Here is a 16,043-nt window from a genome sequence, read left to right as displayed (position 1 = left end):
AGTGCATGCGCAGACTATCTCAAACGTAAGCCTGCAAAAAGAGGGACGAGGGGTGCTATCAATTCCTGAACCGTTATGCTAGCTTTGTTAGTGAAATCAAATAAATGGAATAATAATAATGAAAATAGGTAACGCAGTTCGGTGCTTGTTTGCTGTGATTTTTGCGGCTTTCTTTTCGGGAGCAGCGATGGCCGAGTCCGAAGAAAAGACAAAGCAAGGATATGAGCAACAAACAAAAACCTTGATGTCAAAAGTGCTTGATGAAAAGAGAACTTTTACAATTCAACTACCCAAAAGCTATCACACCAACCCCAATAAAGAATACCCTGTGATTTATCGCCTTGATGGTAAAGGCAACCTTCCGTTGATGACCGCAGTACTTGAGCGTTTGCACGGAGCAAACGTTTCTGCGGCACCTGAAGTTATTATTGTTGCAATCGAAAATACAGACAGGTTAAGAGATCTCTATCCAACTAAGAATAAAGAGCCTGCAGGACCTATGGATATTGGTGGAGGAGCACCCAAGTTTTTAGAGTTTATCGAGACTGAGCTTATTCCTTATGTGAACCAGACCTATCGCACTCATGATTTTAAAGTTATTGCAGGTGCATCTGCAGCGGGTACTTTTGCGCTTTATGCTTTGCAGGCAAAGCCTGAGCTATTTCAAGCACATATAGCTTATAGTCCAGCGGTATGGTGGAACTTTGGCGCGACAGCAAAGAGTACTAAAGCGTTTATTTCCAAAACGAAGCAGTTAGATAACTTTCTATATATCACAATTGGTGAGGAAGGCGGCGTGATGCGCGAAAGGTACGACGATATGGCGCGCTTTTTAGCAGAGAATCAACCACAAGATTTGCGCTTTTTCAGTGAGGCCTACGACAATGTTCCTCATGGACTTGTGTCTGCAGCTGGTATGTTTAGCGCGTATCAAAAGCTGTTTTTGCCAACCCAAATGCCTGCGCGTGCGTATACTGGTGAATTAAGCTCTATTACTAAGTATTATCAACAACTATCCGCTCAATATGGCGAGGTTTTTGAGCCTCAGGAAGCCGTGATCAGAGAACTTGGCTATTACCACGTAAGCGTGGGTAACGTAAAAGAAGCAATTAAGTTGTTTAAGTTTGGCGTTTCACGCTATCCAAATAATGCAGATGCCTACAACGGCTTAGCATATGGCTATGAAACCGACAAACAATACCAAGCATCTTTAGAGCAAGTAAACAAAGCGCTGGCATTGTCATCGAAGGGTGATGGTGGCTACGATGTCTTTGTTGCTCGCAAAGAGCGGTTAACTAAACTACTTGGTGAGTGACAATCAAAATGCGTAAATAGACCACTTAGGTAGTCGATGTGGTCTATTTGTTGGGTATTTATTACCACTTAAAAATAGTGGCGAATGCGCTTTATTTTTCCGCCGCTAAACTCAAACAGTGTCATAAGCTTTTGTTTATTTTCTTTTTCATCCGAGTTACCTTGCTGATCAACGCAAGGATGTAGATACTCAACGGTCACCGCATTAAGGCCTTCAATGATGTTTGTGACTTCGATATCGCATTTTCCGTATTGGCCTAGATAGCTGAGTAAATAAGTAGAACAAGAGATAGCAAGTAGAGAAACAGGACTGCCACCTTTAATGCTTGGTGTGTTGGGCCTGTTGTCCTCGTGACGGATTTCTGCGCCCGTCCATGGGCGCCGACATACTTTTCTTTGCTTGCCCAAAGAAAAAGTATGCAAAAGAAAAGGCACTCCCAGCATCACACCAGGAGCCTCAAGTCATCAGCCAATTTTAACATTACCAGCATAAAAGGACCGTCCTTGGCCCTGTTATGCTTTTTTGCGCTTCCCTGCGCGAAATAAGTTAATTGGTTGATGTCTTGAGGGTGTGACGAGGGAGGAAGTGTCGCTGTTAGAGCATAGCTTTTAGTCTACATTTATATTGCTGCTATGATGTTCTACGGACAGTGAGCAAAGCTGTGCGAGGTTAGCTACTAGGTTTACTTTTTAAATCAACCTGTTAATTTTCTTAATTGTTCTGAGCGGGTATGAGGTGTGTAAAAATGTCGCAGTTTATCTGGCTAAATTAGGTGTAATGGAGGCATACTAAGCACTGAGCAATGCAGAGGCAGCTTGATTAATAATAGATTAGCCGGTCAAACTAGCTATGAGCGCTAGAGCCTCTAAAAAGTCTATTTTTTCTAAATTAAGTCATAGCATAAGCAACATCAACTTTGACACACCGAGCAGGTAGAGGCTCAGTCCAACAAGCGAATATGCACCACAAAGTACGTGTCGCATAAATACTAAATGTTGTACCAATTAGGAGGGGGGATGGACACGAGCGTATTTCTCAGTCACAATTATAAGGATAAGGATTTTGTTAGGCGTCTCGCTATTGATATAGAAAGTCATGGCATAAGAGTTTGGTTAGATGAAGCAGAAATGAAAATCGGTGATTCCCTTGTACAAAAAATTAGAGAGGGAATTGATAACGTAGACTATTTTGCTGTAATCCTATCATGTAATTCAGTTAAAGCCCCTTGGGTCGTAAGTGAGCTTGATGTGGCTATGAATTATCAGATCGCAGGAAAGATAAAAATTCTACCAATAATTCTTGAAGATGTTGACTTGCCAAGTTTTCTTGTTGGAAAGCTGTACAGTAATTTTTCGAACATTGATTCATACGATGATGAGTTGAAAAGACTAGTTACCAGTATGGGGGTAGTCTTTAATAATAATGTTGTTGCTCCACTGACGGCATCAAACTTAGGCCAATCTTTAGATTCTGCAAACATGATAGGCCTACCGATTATGTCCGCCCCATTTCATCGGCCCTATCAGTATCTTGGCATGGTATTGAGCGACGTGGAAAAGATAGTTGGTGTGCAAGCAAATGAAGCTCGAAATATAATTGTTGAGAATGAATTCTGTAAAATGGTGTTATGGGGAGAAGGAAATTTTGTGAGTTTTGTGGAAGTAGATTTGCTCCAAACGGAACCACATTCACAAAGTGAAGACTTCAACAGTGAAGCTTTATTAGGAGCTTTAAGTATCGGCATTCACGAACTAGAGCTCGTCAGGAAAAGAACTGATTTCCATACATATTATGATCACAAAAAGCGAATGAAAGTTACCGCAAGTTGTTTATATGATGGAGCTCCGCTATCTGTGAGCTTTGGAACAAAGTACTACAATATGTAAATTGGTATAACAAATGTGGTCAGCGGATTCTTTACACTCGCCGCTGCTGTAAGCGTTACCACAGTCCGCTCATAGCACAGTCAGATTATATGCAGTAGGGTAGCGCTTGGTATAACATGTACCTAAAGGCCTTCAGGTTTAAGAGACCAACTTTGCATTTCTGTCACTCGACTAATACAGCGAGCGAATGCAAATGCCAGTTGCTCTCCTTGGTAAATTTGCTCAATCGGCGCATCTGCCAAAAAGACAACCAGTACTTTGGCTTCGTAACACTCATCGATAAGCGCAATCAGGCGTCTGGCTTCATCATCACCAATTCTAGCTTGTGTTGTATCACTTGGGCGGATATAGCCTTCCTCAGTTCCTTGCGCTACATCTTTGTTTTCAGGAGTAACACCCAGTAGCGGTAACTCAGAGATAAAAATACAGCTAAATTGCTGTGCAAGTTCGATATAGTCATTGGTAGCGCGAGGGCTTGAGCAGATCTCCATAAAATCAAAACACGCGATGCTTTCATTTGCGCCAAGCACGTTAATTAGACGATGATTAATCTCCAGGACGCCCGGTTTGAATATGCCACCTGCATTAGTAAAGGCGGCCCAAAACGCTTGTTGATCACTGACGAAGTAGTGGTTTGCCTTTGTGCCTTTGCTAAATCGGTGATCTGTCTCACCACACACTGATATCACATTGCAGTGACTTATAAGCAGTGCTATCGTCGGCTCAAAGCGGTCTCGGTGTAATCCATCTTTATATAACTCGGTTGGGTGACAATTAGAGGTTGCAACTAAGGTCACGCCGGCTTCAAAAAGGGCTTCAAACAATCTCGCCATGATGATGGCATCGCCGATATCGGTGACAAAAAATTCATCAAAGCACAATAACGAAGTGTGCTCTGCCCAATTTTTGGCGATCCGCTTTAAAGGGTCTTTCACGCCTTGTATCTGATTGAGTTCTTTATGCACCTGCTGCATAAAGTGATGAAAGTGAAGGCGAGTTTTATCTGTGACGTTAGTGAATTCATAAAACCAATCCATCAGCATTGTCTTGCCACGCCCGACAGGGCCATAAAAATAGATGCCTTTAGTCGAATGACCACTAGCGAGTGAATGAGAAAGGGTATCTAACGCTGAAATTGCAGCTTGCTGCGCTGCATCAGGAGTAAGATTTCCACATTCAATTTGTGCTTGGTAATGGCTAGAGATTGACATAGACACTGCAAATAGGAATAGTTAATCCGAATAATATCATAAAGCTAGAACTCATGGATGCACTAACAAGATTAAAACAAGCAGTAGACGCCTATTATCCACTTTCTCAAGAAACCTGGTCCGCTATTGCTGCGATCACCAGCATCAAACTACTCAAGAAAGATGAGTGGCTATACCAAGAGGGTGAATACCTAACAACTTTTGCATTTTTACATCAAGGGTTAGTTAGATTAGTAAACACCAATGCTGCTGGGCAGGAATACAACAAACGCTTTTTTGTAGCTGGGGAGTTTCCAGGTGTGATGCATGCTTTACACCGTGCTGAACCAGCTAATCAGGGGATCCAAGCCTTAGAACCGACTGAGGTTGTGCTAATTAATTTTAAACAGTTTAGAGCATTGCTTATGGATAATCCGGAATTAATGCGGTTTCAAATATTGTATCTTGAGAAGAACTGGTTGTTAGAAAAGGATAAGCGAGAACTTTATATGGTGCAGTTAGATGCCACGGAGCGTTATCTTTCATTTTTAAAAGAGCAGCCAGAACTTGCTGAGCGTGTACCACAATACCATTTAGCGTCACACCTTGGGATCACTCCTACGCAGTTAAGTCGAATAAGAAAATCGTTAAAAAACTCTGGCTCGTTTACATAGGTAAATGAGCCAAGCTCTTCACCTTGTTAAAGTTGCCTCAACACATAATGGAGAGCAACTTATGAATACATCACAATTAGAATCATTATTAAATTGGCGTTACGCCGTCCGCAAATTTTCACCGTTGTCAGTAGAGCAAAGTAAGGTAGACAAATTAATTGAGCTTACAGGTTTGAGTGCGTCCTCTTATGGTTTGCAATCATACAAAATATTACAAATTACAGATCAAAAAACCAAACAAGCCTTGTTTCCATATTCTTACGGACAACAGAAAGTGGTAGATAATAGCCACCTTTTACTGTTTGCAGCAGACATGTCGCCGCTGGAGCGACAAATAGACAGGTATATGGCCGACTTTAAGAGTAATAGAGGCTTAAGCGATAATGTCTATTCTCAGATGGCTGCTGGGATGAAAGAAGTGCTTGGAGGGATGGGTCCAGAGGCTCAGTATCGTTGGTGCTCAGAGCAAGTCCATCTAGCGTTAGGTACTTTACTCGTTGCTGCGGCAAGTATGGAAATAGATGCTTGTCCAATAACAGGAATTGAGAAAAAAGCGATTGATGTAAAACTGGGCCTTGCTGAAAAGCAGCTAAGTACGGTTTTGGTTGTGCCGCTTGGGATCCGCTGTGCTTCAGATAAAAGTGCGATTGCACCAAAGGTTAGAAAGACCCAAGAACAACTGACCGAAGAGATGATGTTATGATCTTTGGGTTACTTGCTATTTTCGCAGGTGGCGCTATTGCGGTGCAAGCGAGTATGAATGCACAACTTGGCGGCTTGTTAAAAAGTCCGATATTAGCTGCTGGCGTAGCATTTACCGTCAGCGCATTCTATGCCTTTATTGCCTTTCGGGTATCTGATAATGTGCTGCCAGCCCCGTCAGAGCTGAAAGCCGTACCTTGGTATTTGTGGTGTTTTGGTGGGGTGCTAAGTGCCACGGGGGTAGGGCTATGCTATTTTTTGATCCCCAAAATGGGTATAGGCAACCTGATGGCTTATTACTTATGTGGTCAAATGGTGGTTGCTATGGTGATCGGTCAGCTTGGACTTTTCGGTGTACCTCATACGCCTATTAACCTACAAAAGGTCTTGGGCGTGATTGCTGTGCTGACCGGTATTGTGCTTATTAACGTTAATCGTTCAGGCTAAAACTCAGCCATTTCTAAGGCTTTGTTGATAGCTGGTGTTGCCGAAATTTGGCGATAATAACGGCGTAAATTTTTAAGTGAAGGAGTTCTTTCTAAAAATGTCTTTGCACGCTCACAAAGCATAAATAAATAGCTGTCGCATAGCGTAAATTGATTTGCAAACAGGTAATGATTGTCTTGGAGTAGAGCATCTACGATGCCAAAACCTTGTTCTAATCGACCTTGCTGCGAGCGAATAAGATCGTCATACATCAAGGCACTTTGGGTATGTCGTTCTGGGTAGGTGTACATCAATAAGTCGCTGTGAATAGAAGCGCTCATAAAATGCATCCATTGCAGGCACTGTGATTTCAGTTTTAGCTCAGTTGGAATAAGCTGCTTGTCGATGTGTTTTTCTGCAAGGTACTGAGAAATTGCAGCGCTTTCAAATAAGGTAAAATCGTCATCAACGAGCGCTGGCACCTGCCCAGCAGGACTGAGTTTTAAATATTGCGCACTACGGTTGGCATTTTTTTTGATATCAACTAGTTCAAGTTGATACGGCTCGCCTATGAGTTCTAATAAAATATGAGGTGCAAGGCTCGCACTTTGTGGGTAGTAAAAGAGTGTATACATAATTCACCTAATGTTAGGTCACGTGTATCACTCAGGAAAAGGGCATAAAATAACAGTGAACACGTGAAGTTAGCTCAATACCAATGCAATAATATCAATGTTATTGGTATCCAAAATCGGCTCCTTCTTCGTTGTCTCCTATTCAACTTTAGGTGAGGGTTGAGGTTTTCACAAATAAAAATGCCAGCAAATGCTGGCATTTAGATAATTTTAAACTGTTACCTACGGTGTATAGTAGATAGGAGAGTTTGGCCCCACAGGCAGGCCAAAGCCAAATACCCACACGTAGAATAGCGCTACCCAGCCGATAAAGAAGAACATGCTGTACGGCAACATAGTTGCTACTAGGGTACCTATACCCATGTCTTTTTTGTATTTTGTCGCAACCGCCAATATCAAGCCAAAGTAACTCATCATGGGAGTGATGAGGTTAGTGACTGAATCGCCAATTCGGTACGCTGCTTGAATAGTTTCTGGCGCATAGCCGATAAGCATCAGCATTGGAACAAATATCGGTGCAGTGACTGCCCATTGAGCGGATGATGAACCAAGGCTTAGGTTTACTAGAGCACACATAAGAATAAATAGTACAAATACTTCAGGACCAGTCAGGTTGAGTGCCTGTAACAATGCAGCGCCATTAATTGCAAGGATAGTACCTAGATTTGTCCATTTAAAAAATGCAACAAACTGAGCAGCAAAGAATACCAATACGATATACATGCCCATAGAGCTCATGCTTTTGCTCATAGCGTCAATGATATCACGGTCATTTTTCATGGTGCCAACTACGCGGCCGTACACAAAACCTGGGATAGCAAAAGTAACAAAGATAAATACCACAATCCCTTTTAAAAATGGTGAACCTGCCACTTCGCCTGTTACCGGATGGCGTAAAATACCATCTTCCGGTACTATGGTTAACGCAAGCAGAACGCTGACCAACAGGAGTGATACACCCGCCCATTTGAGACCTGATTTTTCTTTTACTGAAAGCTTCTCAATATTGTTTTCGCTTAAATCAGCACTTGCTTCTTTCGGATCATATTTTCCTAAGCGCGGCTCTACGATTTTCTCGGTGACTAAGGTTCCCACGATAGCAATTAGGAATACTGAAATCATCATGAAGTACCAGTTCGCTTCAGGACCCACCTGATAATTAGGGTCAATCATCTGCGCCGCAGGAGTCGTAATACCCGCTAGTAGAGGATCGATTGTGCCAAGCAATAGGTTTGCGCTGTAGCCACCAGATACGCCAGCAAATGCGGCAGCTAAACCGGCAAGTGGATGTCTACCAAGGCTATGGAAAATCATTGCGGCAAGTGGAATCAACACAACATAGCCAAGTTCTGATGCGGTGTTAGACAAGATAGCAGCAAACACAACCATGAACGTAACCAAACGTTTTGATGCACCCATTACCATACCACGCATTGCTGCTGACAACATGCCTGAGTGCTCTGCAACACTCACCCCAAGTAATGCAACAAGTACAGTGCCAAGTGGTGCAAAGCCAGTAAAGTTAGTCACAAGACCAGTCACAATGCGTTGCAGACCCTCAGCACTCATCAAGCTTACGACTTCAATGACACCGTCGGGGTCGCGACCTGCGGAGCCTTCTGGGCGAGGATCGATGGCAGATAACCCCATCCAATCGGCAATACCACTGAATACCACGATGGCGATACAAAACATTGCAAACAAAGTAATAGGGTGGGGAAGCATATTCCCTAAGAACTCAACAGTTGCCAAGAAGCGATTAAATAATCCCCCTTTTTGCCCCTGTTGGTCTTGACTATCAGCTTGCGTCTTTACAGCATTTGACATAGCTAAATTCTCAGTTCCAAAAAATGGCGCAACCTTAGCATTTTTTTTACATGAGGTCATGCTTAAGCGGCTATTTGTCCTCTTTCTGGGTTGAAAGGCGGGGCGTTGTGCAAAAACAAATCAGTTAGAATAGCTTAAGCTGATTTTTATTAGAACTCGCTTGCTTTTTGCGCCCACGACTTGAACGACGTCTTGAAGCGTGAGTGTGACGCACTCTGCCTGTTTCATCTTTATCTAGGTGCTGTTTATAAAACGTAGAGATTTTTTCACGGGCAATTTTTGCTGCGTCATCGGGTAATATGGCAGGGCGCTGGTATTGGTCTTCTTTTAAACCAGTATAAAGCCAAGGTGTATGCAAGTAATGCGTAGGAACATGATCAAGCTCAGGAATGTAGCGGCGAATGAATTGGCCTTCAGGATCATATTTTTGTCCCTGAGTTATGGGGTTATAGATACGAAACGGATTTATCCCAGTCGTGCCTGACTGCATTTGCACCTGAGGATAGTGGATCCCAGGTTCATAATCGACAAAAAGAGTGGCAAGTCTTGCGGCAGGCCTTTGCCAATCAAGCCATAGGTGATAGCTTGAAAACGCCATCAACATGGCGCGCATGCGAAAGTTTATCCAGCCTGTGGTGATCAGCATTCGCATACAGGCATCTATAAAGGGGACTCCCGTGTTACCGTGAGCCCAAAGTTCAAAGCGTTGCGGATCAAACTCACTCGTACGCATATCAATTAAGGACGCATGCACAGCACGCTCTGCATAAAGCGGCTCTGATTCTAGCTTTTGCACAAAATGGCTATGCCAGTAGAGTCGGGATAAAAAACCGCTCTTATTGCGTTTTGAGTCAACATTTAGTGCAAGAGTTTGTTGCAAAACATCCCTGAGGCTTAGCACACCATAGGCCAGATACGGGCTGAGTCTGGAGCTACTGGTTACGGCTTTTACCGGGCTTGAGATACCAAATAGGTAGTTGTCTATCCTATAATTAAAAAAGCTATTCAAGGTTTGCTGCGCGGCTTTGAGTCCACCTAATTGTGGCTTTGGGGCTGAGTTGCTGTCATTACCAGGATAGTCATTTAAAAGTGCAATGCCACTATGTTGTTGCAGCAGTGAATTGATTTTTGAAGGAGTTGGTAGACAGTCGCTTTGCAGCCAGTCTTCGGCTTGCTGTTGCCACTTATCACGATTGATTTTCCCCCTAAATACGGCTTGTTGGCGATATTCTTCATACGATACGTGTCTTTCTTTGCACCAGGCAATAACACGCAAATCGCGCTCAAATGTCCAAGTATTCCCCGTTTCTTGATGGCAATAAAGGGTTGCTATCGCGATGTGTTGATGGATCTTTTCTAGTATTTCAATGATATCACCTTGACGAACCGTCAGCGTGCCACCTAAAAGCTGCAGCTGCTCAGCAAGGCTTAGCAGCGACTCTTTCACAAATTGAAACTGTCTTTCGCTGGTATCGAGGAGTTGCCAGTATTCGGGCTCAATAACATACAATATTAGGGTTGGTCTGCCATTATTACACGCTTCGTAAAGTGGTCTATGATCGAACACTCTTAAGTCACGTTTGAGCCAAACAAGATTAATCATCTAACACACCCTTAAACAATAAAGGGTAACGGCGTAGGCGTTTGCCTATGTAGTCGTCGGCGAGGATCTGCTGGCAAATCCGCTCTACATCATCGTCCACTGCAAACACCCAATCAAAGCGTTCAATGGCGAGCAAAAAGCCACGTTTTAAAAAGCGTTGCTTTCGAAATTCATCGCAGTTCTGTTTGATTATTTTGAGTTTATTTGGATTTTCCCTAAGCGCTTCGACTACCTTGTTTAGGTATGCTCGGGTTTGTTTGCTTTCGGGGCGGGGACGTCTAACGCGACGTCCTCGGTTGGTATTTGGATATAAGCTACTCATTAGCCTCTTTAAAAATGTAATCTAGCTTCTTAATAAAATCGTCTTTGTGCTTATCGTGTTCATAGTCCAAATGGTAAGTATTATGAAACCCAGAGCGTAGCAACACGCCACTGCCTTGCAGGTATATGGTGTAACCATCTGGATCTGAATAGGCCACTATGCCCTCATAGCGTTTGCCTTCCTCGGTTACTTCACCGTGCTTTTGAATATGCTCGAACACCGTTAACAAGAACTTGCTATCTAATTCATTTTTCATCGTTCACCTCGATTCTTGAAATACGCTTTCACTGTGCTAGCCGATCACTTAACTAACGCTGAAATTGCCTTAAATTGTTCATTTTTGGCTGATTTTAGCCACTGAAATAAAATAGACTCTAAAGCCAAAAAGCGTGCGCCATCTGCTTGCATCTGCATTAGCGCCCAGTCAGTGTGTTTTGGATTGCGTGAGCAAATACCATCGGCAACTATCACAACGTTGAAATTGTCCGCAAGCAGGTCATTGACAGTTTGTTGTACACAGATATGACTTTCGAGGCCAACCACGACGATGGTGTCGCGTTTATATTCTTGAATAGCTTGTTTGCAGGATTCAACGTGGTAGGCACTAAACGCGGTTTTTTCGATAACCGGGAGATCAAATTCAAGTAAACTCGGTGCTGTATGGCCAAGCCCTTTGGGATATTGCTCAAAAATCAATGCAGGAACAGCCAAATGTTCTGCAGCTTGTAGCAGGGTGGTTACTTGGCGCTCGATATCGCCAAATACCTCAATATGAGGACGAAATTTTTCTTGAATATCGATCACTAAGATCATGCTGTCCGAAGGTATCAAATTCATCATCTTCTCCTTAGAGATTACGTTGCAAGGCGAGCACGCGCGCTTCGCTATTACGTTATTTATTCGGTACAATGGTATACCCACTTAAAAAGTAAACGGTTTTGGCGTGAAAGTACATTTTCTTGGCACTTCTTCAGGTAGCCCATCTAAGCAACGTAACATGTCGGCAGCGGCAGTAAGCTTTGAAAATACCAAAGCCTGGGTACTAATTGACTGCGCCGAAGCGACCCAGCATGCGCTGCTGCACAGTGAGTTAACCCTATATCATCTCGAAGCGATTTGTATAACCCATCTTCATGGGGATCATTGCTATGGATTACCCGGACTCATTTCATCCATGGCGTTAAACTCTCGCAAAGCGCCGCTAAAATTAATTGCGCCGAGGGCCGTTATTCAGTTTGTGCAAAGCTGTTTTACACTGACAGAGGTGAGGCTAAGTTTTGACTTAATCACCATCGCACTTGAAGAAATAAACGATAAGTTACAGCTTGAATGTTGCGATATCGACATCATAGCGCTACAACACAGAGTGCCCAGTGTTGGCTATAAACTCACGGAAAAATGTATTCCTCGCAAGTTAAAAATAGACAAACTTCAGCAAGATGGTATTGCGTCTGGCGGTCACTACAACCTGTTGCAAAAGGGTCAAGACGTAGAATACCAAGGCCGACTTTTAACCTCAGATGACTACAGTTTTTATAGTTGGCAACCTCGAGTTGTAATAATTTGTGGTGATAACGAAAAGCCCGGCTTGCTAACGCAGATGATAAAAGGGGTCGATTTACTTGTTCATGAAGCTACCTTTACCGCTGCTGATCTTCATAAAGTGGGCTTTCATACAGGACATAGCGATGCCAAACGCATCGCTCAATTTGCACTACTACATCAAGTACCCATGCTCGCGCTCACTCACTTTAGCGTGCGCTATCATGGCGAGGGCATGATGCAGCCTCTTATTGAAGAGGCTGAAATTCATTACTGTGGCAAACTTGTTATTGCCCAAGATGGCCTGATGCTAACAATACCAAAAAATAGACAGGGCGACCCTTCTTTATAAAGTACAAGAGCTTGGGTAAGATCCCTTTATAATCAATATAATATTTTACAGATATTGTTTTTCATTTTTATGTTAAGTGTCATCGCATCCAAAGTAGTGCCCATTGAGTTCCATTTGGCTCGCTACTTGAAGTGTTTGTTGTGCAAAGACTTGAGCCGGTTTTATTTTTGTTAAATGTGCCTCTAGCAACCCAGCAAAAACCATCTTGAGTTGAACTTGACCAACCAACAATTGTGGAGTTTGGACTTACATACTTTTCAACATAACCGAGTCTTGCGCAGCCAATGTATTCTTCTGAGTTGGCTTCATACCCATTTCTGCAAGTTGGAAAGTCAATGTACTTAGGCATATGTTCAATTCTATCTTGTGCACCCCACGAGTAGCGGATTTTCTCCAGTTCCAATTCTGTTAGGTTATCCGCGTAAGCATATTTACCTTTGGCACAATGTTGAGTGGAGCAGGATACTTGCTCTCTAGCATCAGAAAACTGAGCTAAGCTTCTTTGATATAGGTATGCGGTGGTTGGATTGTATGAAGTTGTTTCAGGTATGTCGCTATATTCGGTGATTCTGAGTTTGCCACCTTTCTCAGTTTTTGGATAGGTACCGACTAAAGTCCAACCACCATCATCAGTTGTCATATCACAATATACTGAGACAGGGTCTTCACCAAGTGGATGAATGGTGTAAACGCCATCCCCAGTGCTTTCTCCTGCTTGCAAAATTTCATTACACGATTGGAATAGGCCATTTGGTATAAGTTTAAACTGCCAGTCTCCTTGTTCGCCAGAGTTATTATGCCACGTACCTGAAAAACTATTATTGCTCATGCGTTTACCAACAAAGTAGCTTAATTTATCATCGTTTAAATTTGACAGTTTAAATTGTACTAATTGGTTATCTTGGCTGGTAGCGCCGGATAAAATGGCTCCCTCTTTTTCACTGATAAAATGTTTTCCACTGCCCTTAAAATCAAAAGTAATGTCTACATTGTTTGCTAATTCACCGTTGAGTGAGTAGTCAAGACTAATTGTGTTGGTGGAATTAAAATCAATTTCTTGACTAGCTGATAGGCTAAAGCTTAGAGCTGGTAATAAAACTGAGATAAACGCTTTCATATTTTTCCTTAAACTATTATAGGCTTTAAATATTTATTGTATATTTTTTAATTTATTATAACTATGGTGATACTTATATACTACCATTTTTACTTTTAATTAAACGGCTTTTGTAGCGAAAACCAACGCCAGTCGGCTACGACTTGCTCGCTGTAATGACTGGCCGATTTGACTAGGTCATCAATGAGACTAGGTAAAATGGCGACGGCATCCTCCTGAAATTGTAACGATCGTCTATCTGCTCGCATATGTGAAAGAGCAAGTGCTTCACCGCAAGCTTCTGCATATTGGCTAAAGCCGGATTTAGTTGCTGCACGCTTACCAATGGTGATGTCTTCTGGGTCTATACCAACACGAGCATGATGGCGCGAGCGTACCAGCCAGTGACTGCCTTGCCACAGTGCATTATCTAAAATGAGATCGGTACGGCGCTGCATTTTTCTTTGACTATTGACGGTTAAGTGTGCGGGATCTAAACGATTCACAGGGCTTAAATTTGCAAAATAAGCAAGAGGCGAAGCGAGCTGCTGTTGTTTTACCTCAACAATGTGGCATAGCGGCAGAATATCTTTAGTGGGTTTTTGCACGTTTGGGCCAACCAACAAGTAATATCTGCTCAGATGCAATGAGCCTGTGCCTTGGTCGATACGCTCAACACAATCTAAAATTTCGTCATCAACGTAGGGCGCAAAGTGATGAATAAGGTTTTCTTTTAAATCGGGATCAAGTTGCTTAAACTTCAGCTTGTCTTCGCGAAAACGTAGCGGCTTAATACTGAGGTCGATTTCCTTAGCAAGTGTGCTTTTTATCGTAAACGCGGCGCCACCCGCCATTCTTTGCAACCCTTTTTGCCATCGTTTATGCAGTATATGATTATTATCAAATTCGGTTAAGCCTGTGTTGCTATCGACCTTATGCTCCAGTGACAACTGACAGGCTTTTAGGTAGCTGTGTAAAAAGTCCAATTGTGCTTGGGCAACTAGCTCTTTACTGACCAAAGGTTTACTTCGGTCTTTAATATCCTGAGCTTGCTCTTGAATACGCCCGCCTTCTAGTTGGGTAAGCGGTAAACTCACTAAAAAGCGAAACAGGTCCCACACTGCGTGTCCGACGCAGGCATCATCGAAGTCATTAGGTTCAAAGATTAAGGTATCGCCATGGCTGCCTTCTTCACTATGAAAGCCAAAATTGCCCGTATGACAATCGCCCATTATGTAGGTGAGTGGCAGGCTGGTGGCCGCTTCAGGCAACTGTAGTTGTTGCTCCAGTAAGTCCTTATACATAAGCGCGGCACTGCCACGAAAGAACCGAAATGGACTGAGTCTCATTTTTTCGAATTTACTGCACTCACTGTTTGCGTGGATACCTTCACGCTCATTAAAGTACGATGCAAGATAGTCGTGACGATTCATGGATTAGTCCTCCCTTTGAACAATACCCAATTGAGATTTTGCCAGTTTTACAACGGCTTTATCGATAGGTGGGGGACTAATATCAACCCCCTTGCTTAACGCTTCGACAATGGTTTTCATCACTTGTACGCGGGCATACCATTTATGCTCCGCGAGGATCAAATGCCAATCCGCTAAATTTGTATCGGTTTTAGCAAACATATCATCAATTGCTTGCTCATAATCTTGCCGCTTTTGGCGGTTGCGAATATCTTCTTCCGTTAGTTTCCAGCGCTTATACGGATTATTTAAACGCTCTGTAAAGCGCTTGAGCTGTTCATCTTCGCTAATGTGTAAAAATAGCTTAACAATGCGGACGTTATCATCTGTTAGCAGACGCTCAAATTCGTTGATTTCTTGATAGGCACGACGCCACTCTTGCTCACTAGCAAACGCTTCAACCCGTTCTACCAACACTCGGCCGTAATATGAACGGTCAAAAATAGTCATAGTACCCCGAGGAGGTAGCTTTGTTTGAAACCGATAAAGGTAATGCCGGCCTTGTTCCTCAGGCGTAGGTTTTGCGATTGGGTAGACCTTAACGCCGCGCGGATCGAGTTTTTCAGTCATGCGGCGAATAGCACCTCCTTTACCAGCCGCATCCCACCCTTCAAATACTAAAATAGCGCGTTTCCCTTGATGAAAATAGGCTTGTTGCACGTGTAATAGTTGGGTTTGCCAGTACTTTAACTCGCTTTTGTAGTGTTTTTTTGAATCAATAGCGGGGTGTGTCATGGGAGGCTTAACACTTAGTCCGCGATTTAGTGCTTTTATTTCTGATACATAACTGGTCATGCTAACTCCTTTAATCGCCTTCGGTTAAGTTGGCCCGGTTGCTGTCAAAGCGAAAATATTATCGCACCAACTAACTTTTGAGCGTGTTAGAGTAACCTAGAGTAAACTCTACAGGGACTTTTTGACAATGATATGTCATACCATTTTGTCTTACACTTCCTTAATTTGAGGGAGCTAATCAGGCGCTAACGGCGTTAAAAACTTCT

Annotated in this window: 17 protein-coding genes; 6 read left to right on the top strand and 11 right to left on the bottom strand. The window is 42.9% G+C overall.

Annotated features, from left to right (window positions below):
* The first annotated feature begins 118 nt into the window (after positions 1 to 118).
* Entirely contained in the window at positions 119 to 1,315 is a 1,197-nt protein-coding gene (locus tag DRB05_RS08830) for an alpha/beta hydrolase-fold protein (RefSeq protein WP_128726614.1), read from the top strand.
* A gap of 68 nt (positions 1,316 to 1,383) precedes the next feature.
* Here the strand turns inward: DRB05_RS08830 and DRB05_RS22945 are convergent, their stop codons facing one another.
* The gene (locus DRB05_RS22945) at positions 1,384 to 1,737 is read right to left on the bottom strand and encodes a hypothetical protein (protein ID WP_240036228.1); all 354 of its coding nucleotides are present in this window, start codon (positions 1,735 to 1,737) and stop codon (positions 1,384 to 1,386) included.
* 594 nt (positions 1,738 to 2,331) lie between these two features.
* On the opposite strand from DRB05_RS22945, the gene DRB05_RS08820 reads away from it, so the two are divergent.
* Complete coding sequence (locus DRB05_RS08820; RefSeq protein ID WP_128726613.1) at positions 2,332 to 3,201, top strand: toll/interleukin-1 receptor domain-containing protein; 870 nt, start codon at positions 2,332 to 2,334, stop codon at positions 3,199 to 3,201.
* Between the two features lie 122 nt (positions 3,202 to 3,323).
* Here the strand turns inward: DRB05_RS08820 and zapE are convergent, their stop codons facing one another.
* The gene (gene zapE / locus DRB05_RS08815; RefSeq protein ID WP_128726612.1) at positions 3,324 to 4,412 is read right to left on the bottom strand and encodes a cell division protein ZapE; all 1,089 of its coding nucleotides are present in this window, start codon (positions 4,410 to 4,412) and stop codon (positions 3,324 to 3,326) included.
* Positions 4,413 to 4,465: 53 nt separating this feature from the next.
* Here zapE and DRB05_RS08810 point away from each other — a divergent pair, with 53 nt between their 5' ends.
* The 3 genes from DRB05_RS08810 to DRB05_RS08800 all read left to right on the top strand — a co-directional run bounded on the left by DRB05_RS08810 (position 4,466) and on the right by DRB05_RS08800 (position 6,214).
* On the top strand, positions 4,466 to 5,065 hold the full coding sequence (locus tag DRB05_RS08810) for a Crp/Fnr family transcriptional regulator (protein WP_128726611.1): 600 nt from the start codon (positions 4,466 to 4,468) through the stop codon (positions 5,063 to 5,065).
* Between the two features lie 61 nt (positions 5,066 to 5,126).
* Complete coding sequence (locus tag DRB05_RS08805) at positions 5,127 to 5,768, top strand: nitroreductase family protein (protein WP_128726610.1); 642 nt, start codon at positions 5,127 to 5,129, stop codon at positions 5,766 to 5,768.
* A complete protein-coding gene (locus DRB05_RS08800) occupies positions 5,765 to 6,214 on the top strand; it encodes a DMT family transporter (protein WP_128726609.1) in 450 nt (149 codons plus the stop codon). Before DRB05_RS08805 ends, DRB05_RS08800 begins: the two co-directional genes overlap by 4 nt.
* On the opposite strand, the gene DRB05_RS08795 is transcribed toward DRB05_RS08800, so the two are convergent.
* The 6 genes from DRB05_RS08795 to DRB05_RS08770 all read right to left on the bottom strand — a co-directional run bounded on the left by DRB05_RS08795 (position 6,211) and on the right by DRB05_RS08770 (position 11,420).
* Positions 6,211 to 6,828 (bottom strand): glutathione S-transferase family protein, encoded by a 618-nt coding sequence (locus DRB05_RS08795; RefSeq protein WP_128726608.1) that lies wholly within the window; start codon positions 6,826 to 6,828, stop codon positions 6,211 to 6,213. The two genes, DRB05_RS08800 and DRB05_RS08795, sit on opposite strands and share 4 nt — an antisense overlap.
* A 222-nt stretch (positions 6,829 to 7,050) precedes the next feature.
* Positions 7,051 to 8,655, bottom strand: a complete 1,605-nt coding sequence (locus DRB05_RS08790) for an AbgT family transporter (protein ID WP_193554564.1) — start codon at positions 8,653 to 8,655, stop codon at positions 7,051 to 7,053.
* A 124-nt stretch (positions 8,656 to 8,779) separates the two neighbouring features.
* Positions 8,780 to 10,258 (bottom strand): deoxyribodipyrimidine photo-lyase, encoded by a 1,479-nt coding sequence (locus tag DRB05_RS08785; RefSeq protein WP_128726606.1) that lies wholly within the window; start codon positions 10,256 to 10,258, stop codon positions 8,780 to 8,782.
* Positions 10,251 to 10,580 (bottom strand): hypothetical protein, encoded by a 330-nt coding sequence (locus DRB05_RS08780; protein ID WP_128726605.1) that lies wholly within the window; start codon positions 10,578 to 10,580, stop codon positions 10,251 to 10,253. The genes DRB05_RS08785 and DRB05_RS08780 overlap by 8 nt, the downstream gene beginning before the upstream one ends.
* Positions 10,573 to 10,836 (bottom strand): DUF3081 family protein, encoded by a 264-nt coding sequence (locus tag DRB05_RS08775; RefSeq protein ID WP_128726604.1) that lies wholly within the window; start codon positions 10,834 to 10,836, stop codon positions 10,573 to 10,575. Before DRB05_RS08775 ends, DRB05_RS08780 begins: the two co-directional genes overlap by 8 nt.
* Before the next feature lie 44 nt (positions 10,837 to 10,880).
* Positions 10,881 to 11,420: an isochorismatase family protein gene (locus tag DRB05_RS08770; protein WP_240036227.1), complete on the bottom strand. Its 540-nt coding sequence runs from the start codon at positions 11,418 to 11,420 to the stop codon at positions 10,881 to 10,883.
* A 103-nt stretch (positions 11,421 to 11,523) separates the two neighbouring features.
* Between DRB05_RS08770 and DRB05_RS08765 the strand changes: the two genes are divergently transcribed.
* On the top strand, positions 11,524 to 12,474 hold the full coding sequence (locus tag DRB05_RS08765) for a ribonuclease Z (RefSeq protein ID WP_193554563.1): 951 nt from the start codon (positions 11,524 to 11,526) through the stop codon (positions 12,472 to 12,474).
* 79 nt (positions 12,475 to 12,553) lie between these two features.
* Here DRB05_RS08765 and DRB05_RS08760 read toward each other — a convergent pair whose 3' ends face one another.
* The 3 genes from DRB05_RS08760 to DRB05_RS08750 all read right to left on the bottom strand — a co-directional run bounded on the left by DRB05_RS08760 (position 12,554) and on the right by DRB05_RS08750 (position 15,837).
* Positions 12,554 to 13,591 carry a fibrinogen-like YCDxxxxGGGW domain-containing protein gene (locus tag DRB05_RS08760; protein WP_128726603.1) on the bottom strand — a complete coding sequence of 346 codons (1,038 nt, stop codon included), beginning with the start codon at positions 13,589 to 13,591 and terminating at the stop codon, positions 12,554 to 12,556.
* Between the two features lie 95 nt (positions 13,592 to 13,686).
* Positions 13,687 to 15,003, bottom strand: a complete 1,317-nt coding sequence (locus DRB05_RS08755; protein ID WP_128726602.1) for a DUF2252 family protein — start codon at positions 15,001 to 15,003, stop codon at positions 13,687 to 13,689.
* Positions 15,004 to 15,006: 3 nt separating this feature from the next.
* Positions 15,007 to 15,837 (bottom strand): polyphosphate kinase, encoded by an 831-nt coding sequence (locus DRB05_RS08750; RefSeq protein WP_045989312.1) that lies wholly within the window; start codon positions 15,835 to 15,837, stop codon positions 15,007 to 15,009.
* Between the last annotated feature and the right edge of the window lie 206 nt (positions 15,838 to 16,043).

Source organism: Pseudoalteromonas sp. A757 (assembly GCF_004103285.1).
Taxonomy (GTDB): Bacteria; Pseudomonadota; Gammaproteobacteria; order Enterobacterales; family Alteromonadaceae; genus Pseudoalteromonas; species Pseudoalteromonas galatheae.
Note: the sequence above shows the minus strand (reverse complement) of the source record. Positions and strands in the feature narration are given on the sequence as shown.

Bases quoted from the DNA above. Each gene is read 5' to 3' on its own strand.
- DRB05_RS08820 (WP_128726613.1), top strand. From the start codon at position 2,332: ATGGACACGAGCGTATTTCTCAGTCACAATTATAAGGATAAGGATTTT.
- DRB05_RS08810 (WP_128726611.1), top strand. From the start codon at position 4,466: ATGGATGCACTAACAAGATTAAAACAAGCAGTAGACGCCTATTATCCA.
- DRB05_RS08775 (WP_128726604.1), bottom strand. From the start codon at position 10,836: ATGAAAAATGAATTAGATAGCAAGTTCTTGTTAACGGTGTTCGAGCAT.
- zapE (WP_128726612.1), bottom strand. From the start codon at position 4,412: ATGTCAATCTCTAGCCATTACCAAGCACAAATTGAATGTGGAAATCTT.
- DRB05_RS08790 (WP_193554564.1), bottom strand. From the start codon at position 8,655: ATGTCAAATGCTGTAAAGACGCAAGCTGATAGTCAAGACCAACAGGGG.
- DRB05_RS08800 (WP_128726609.1), top strand. From the start codon at position 5,765: ATGATCTTTGGGTTACTTGCTATTTTCGCAGGTGGCGCTATTGCGGTG.
- DRB05_RS08760 (WP_128726603.1), bottom strand. From the start codon at position 13,591: ATGAAAGCGTTTATCTCAGTTTTATTACCAGCTCTAAGCTTTAGCCTA.
- DRB05_RS08795 (WP_128726608.1), bottom strand. From the start codon at position 6,828: ATGTATACACTCTTTTACTACCCACAAAGTGCGAGCCTTGCACCTCAT.
- DRB05_RS08780 (WP_128726605.1), bottom strand. From the start codon at position 10,580: ATGAGTAGCTTATATCCAAATACCAACCGAGGACGTCGCGTTAGACGT.
- DRB05_RS08770 (WP_240036227.1), bottom strand. From the start codon at position 11,420: ATGATGAATTTGATACCTTCGGACAGCATGATCTTAGTGATCGATATT.
- DRB05_RS08750 (WP_045989312.1), bottom strand. From the start codon at position 15,837: ATGACCAGTTATGTATCAGAAATAAAAGCACTAAATCGCGGACTAAGT.
- DRB05_RS08785 (WP_128726606.1), bottom strand. From the start codon at position 10,258: ATGATTAATCTTGTTTGGCTCAAACGTGACTTAAGAGTGTTCGATCAT.
- DRB05_RS08830 (WP_128726614.1), top strand. From the start codon at position 119: ATGAAAATAGGTAACGCAGTTCGGTGCTTGTTTGCTGTGATTTTTGCG.
- DRB05_RS08805 (WP_128726610.1), top strand. From the start codon at position 5,127: ATGAATACATCACAATTAGAATCATTATTAAATTGGCGTTACGCCGTC.
- DRB05_RS08755 (WP_128726602.1), bottom strand. From the start codon at position 15,003: ATGAATCGTCACGACTATCTTGCATCGTACTTTAATGAGCGTGAAGGT.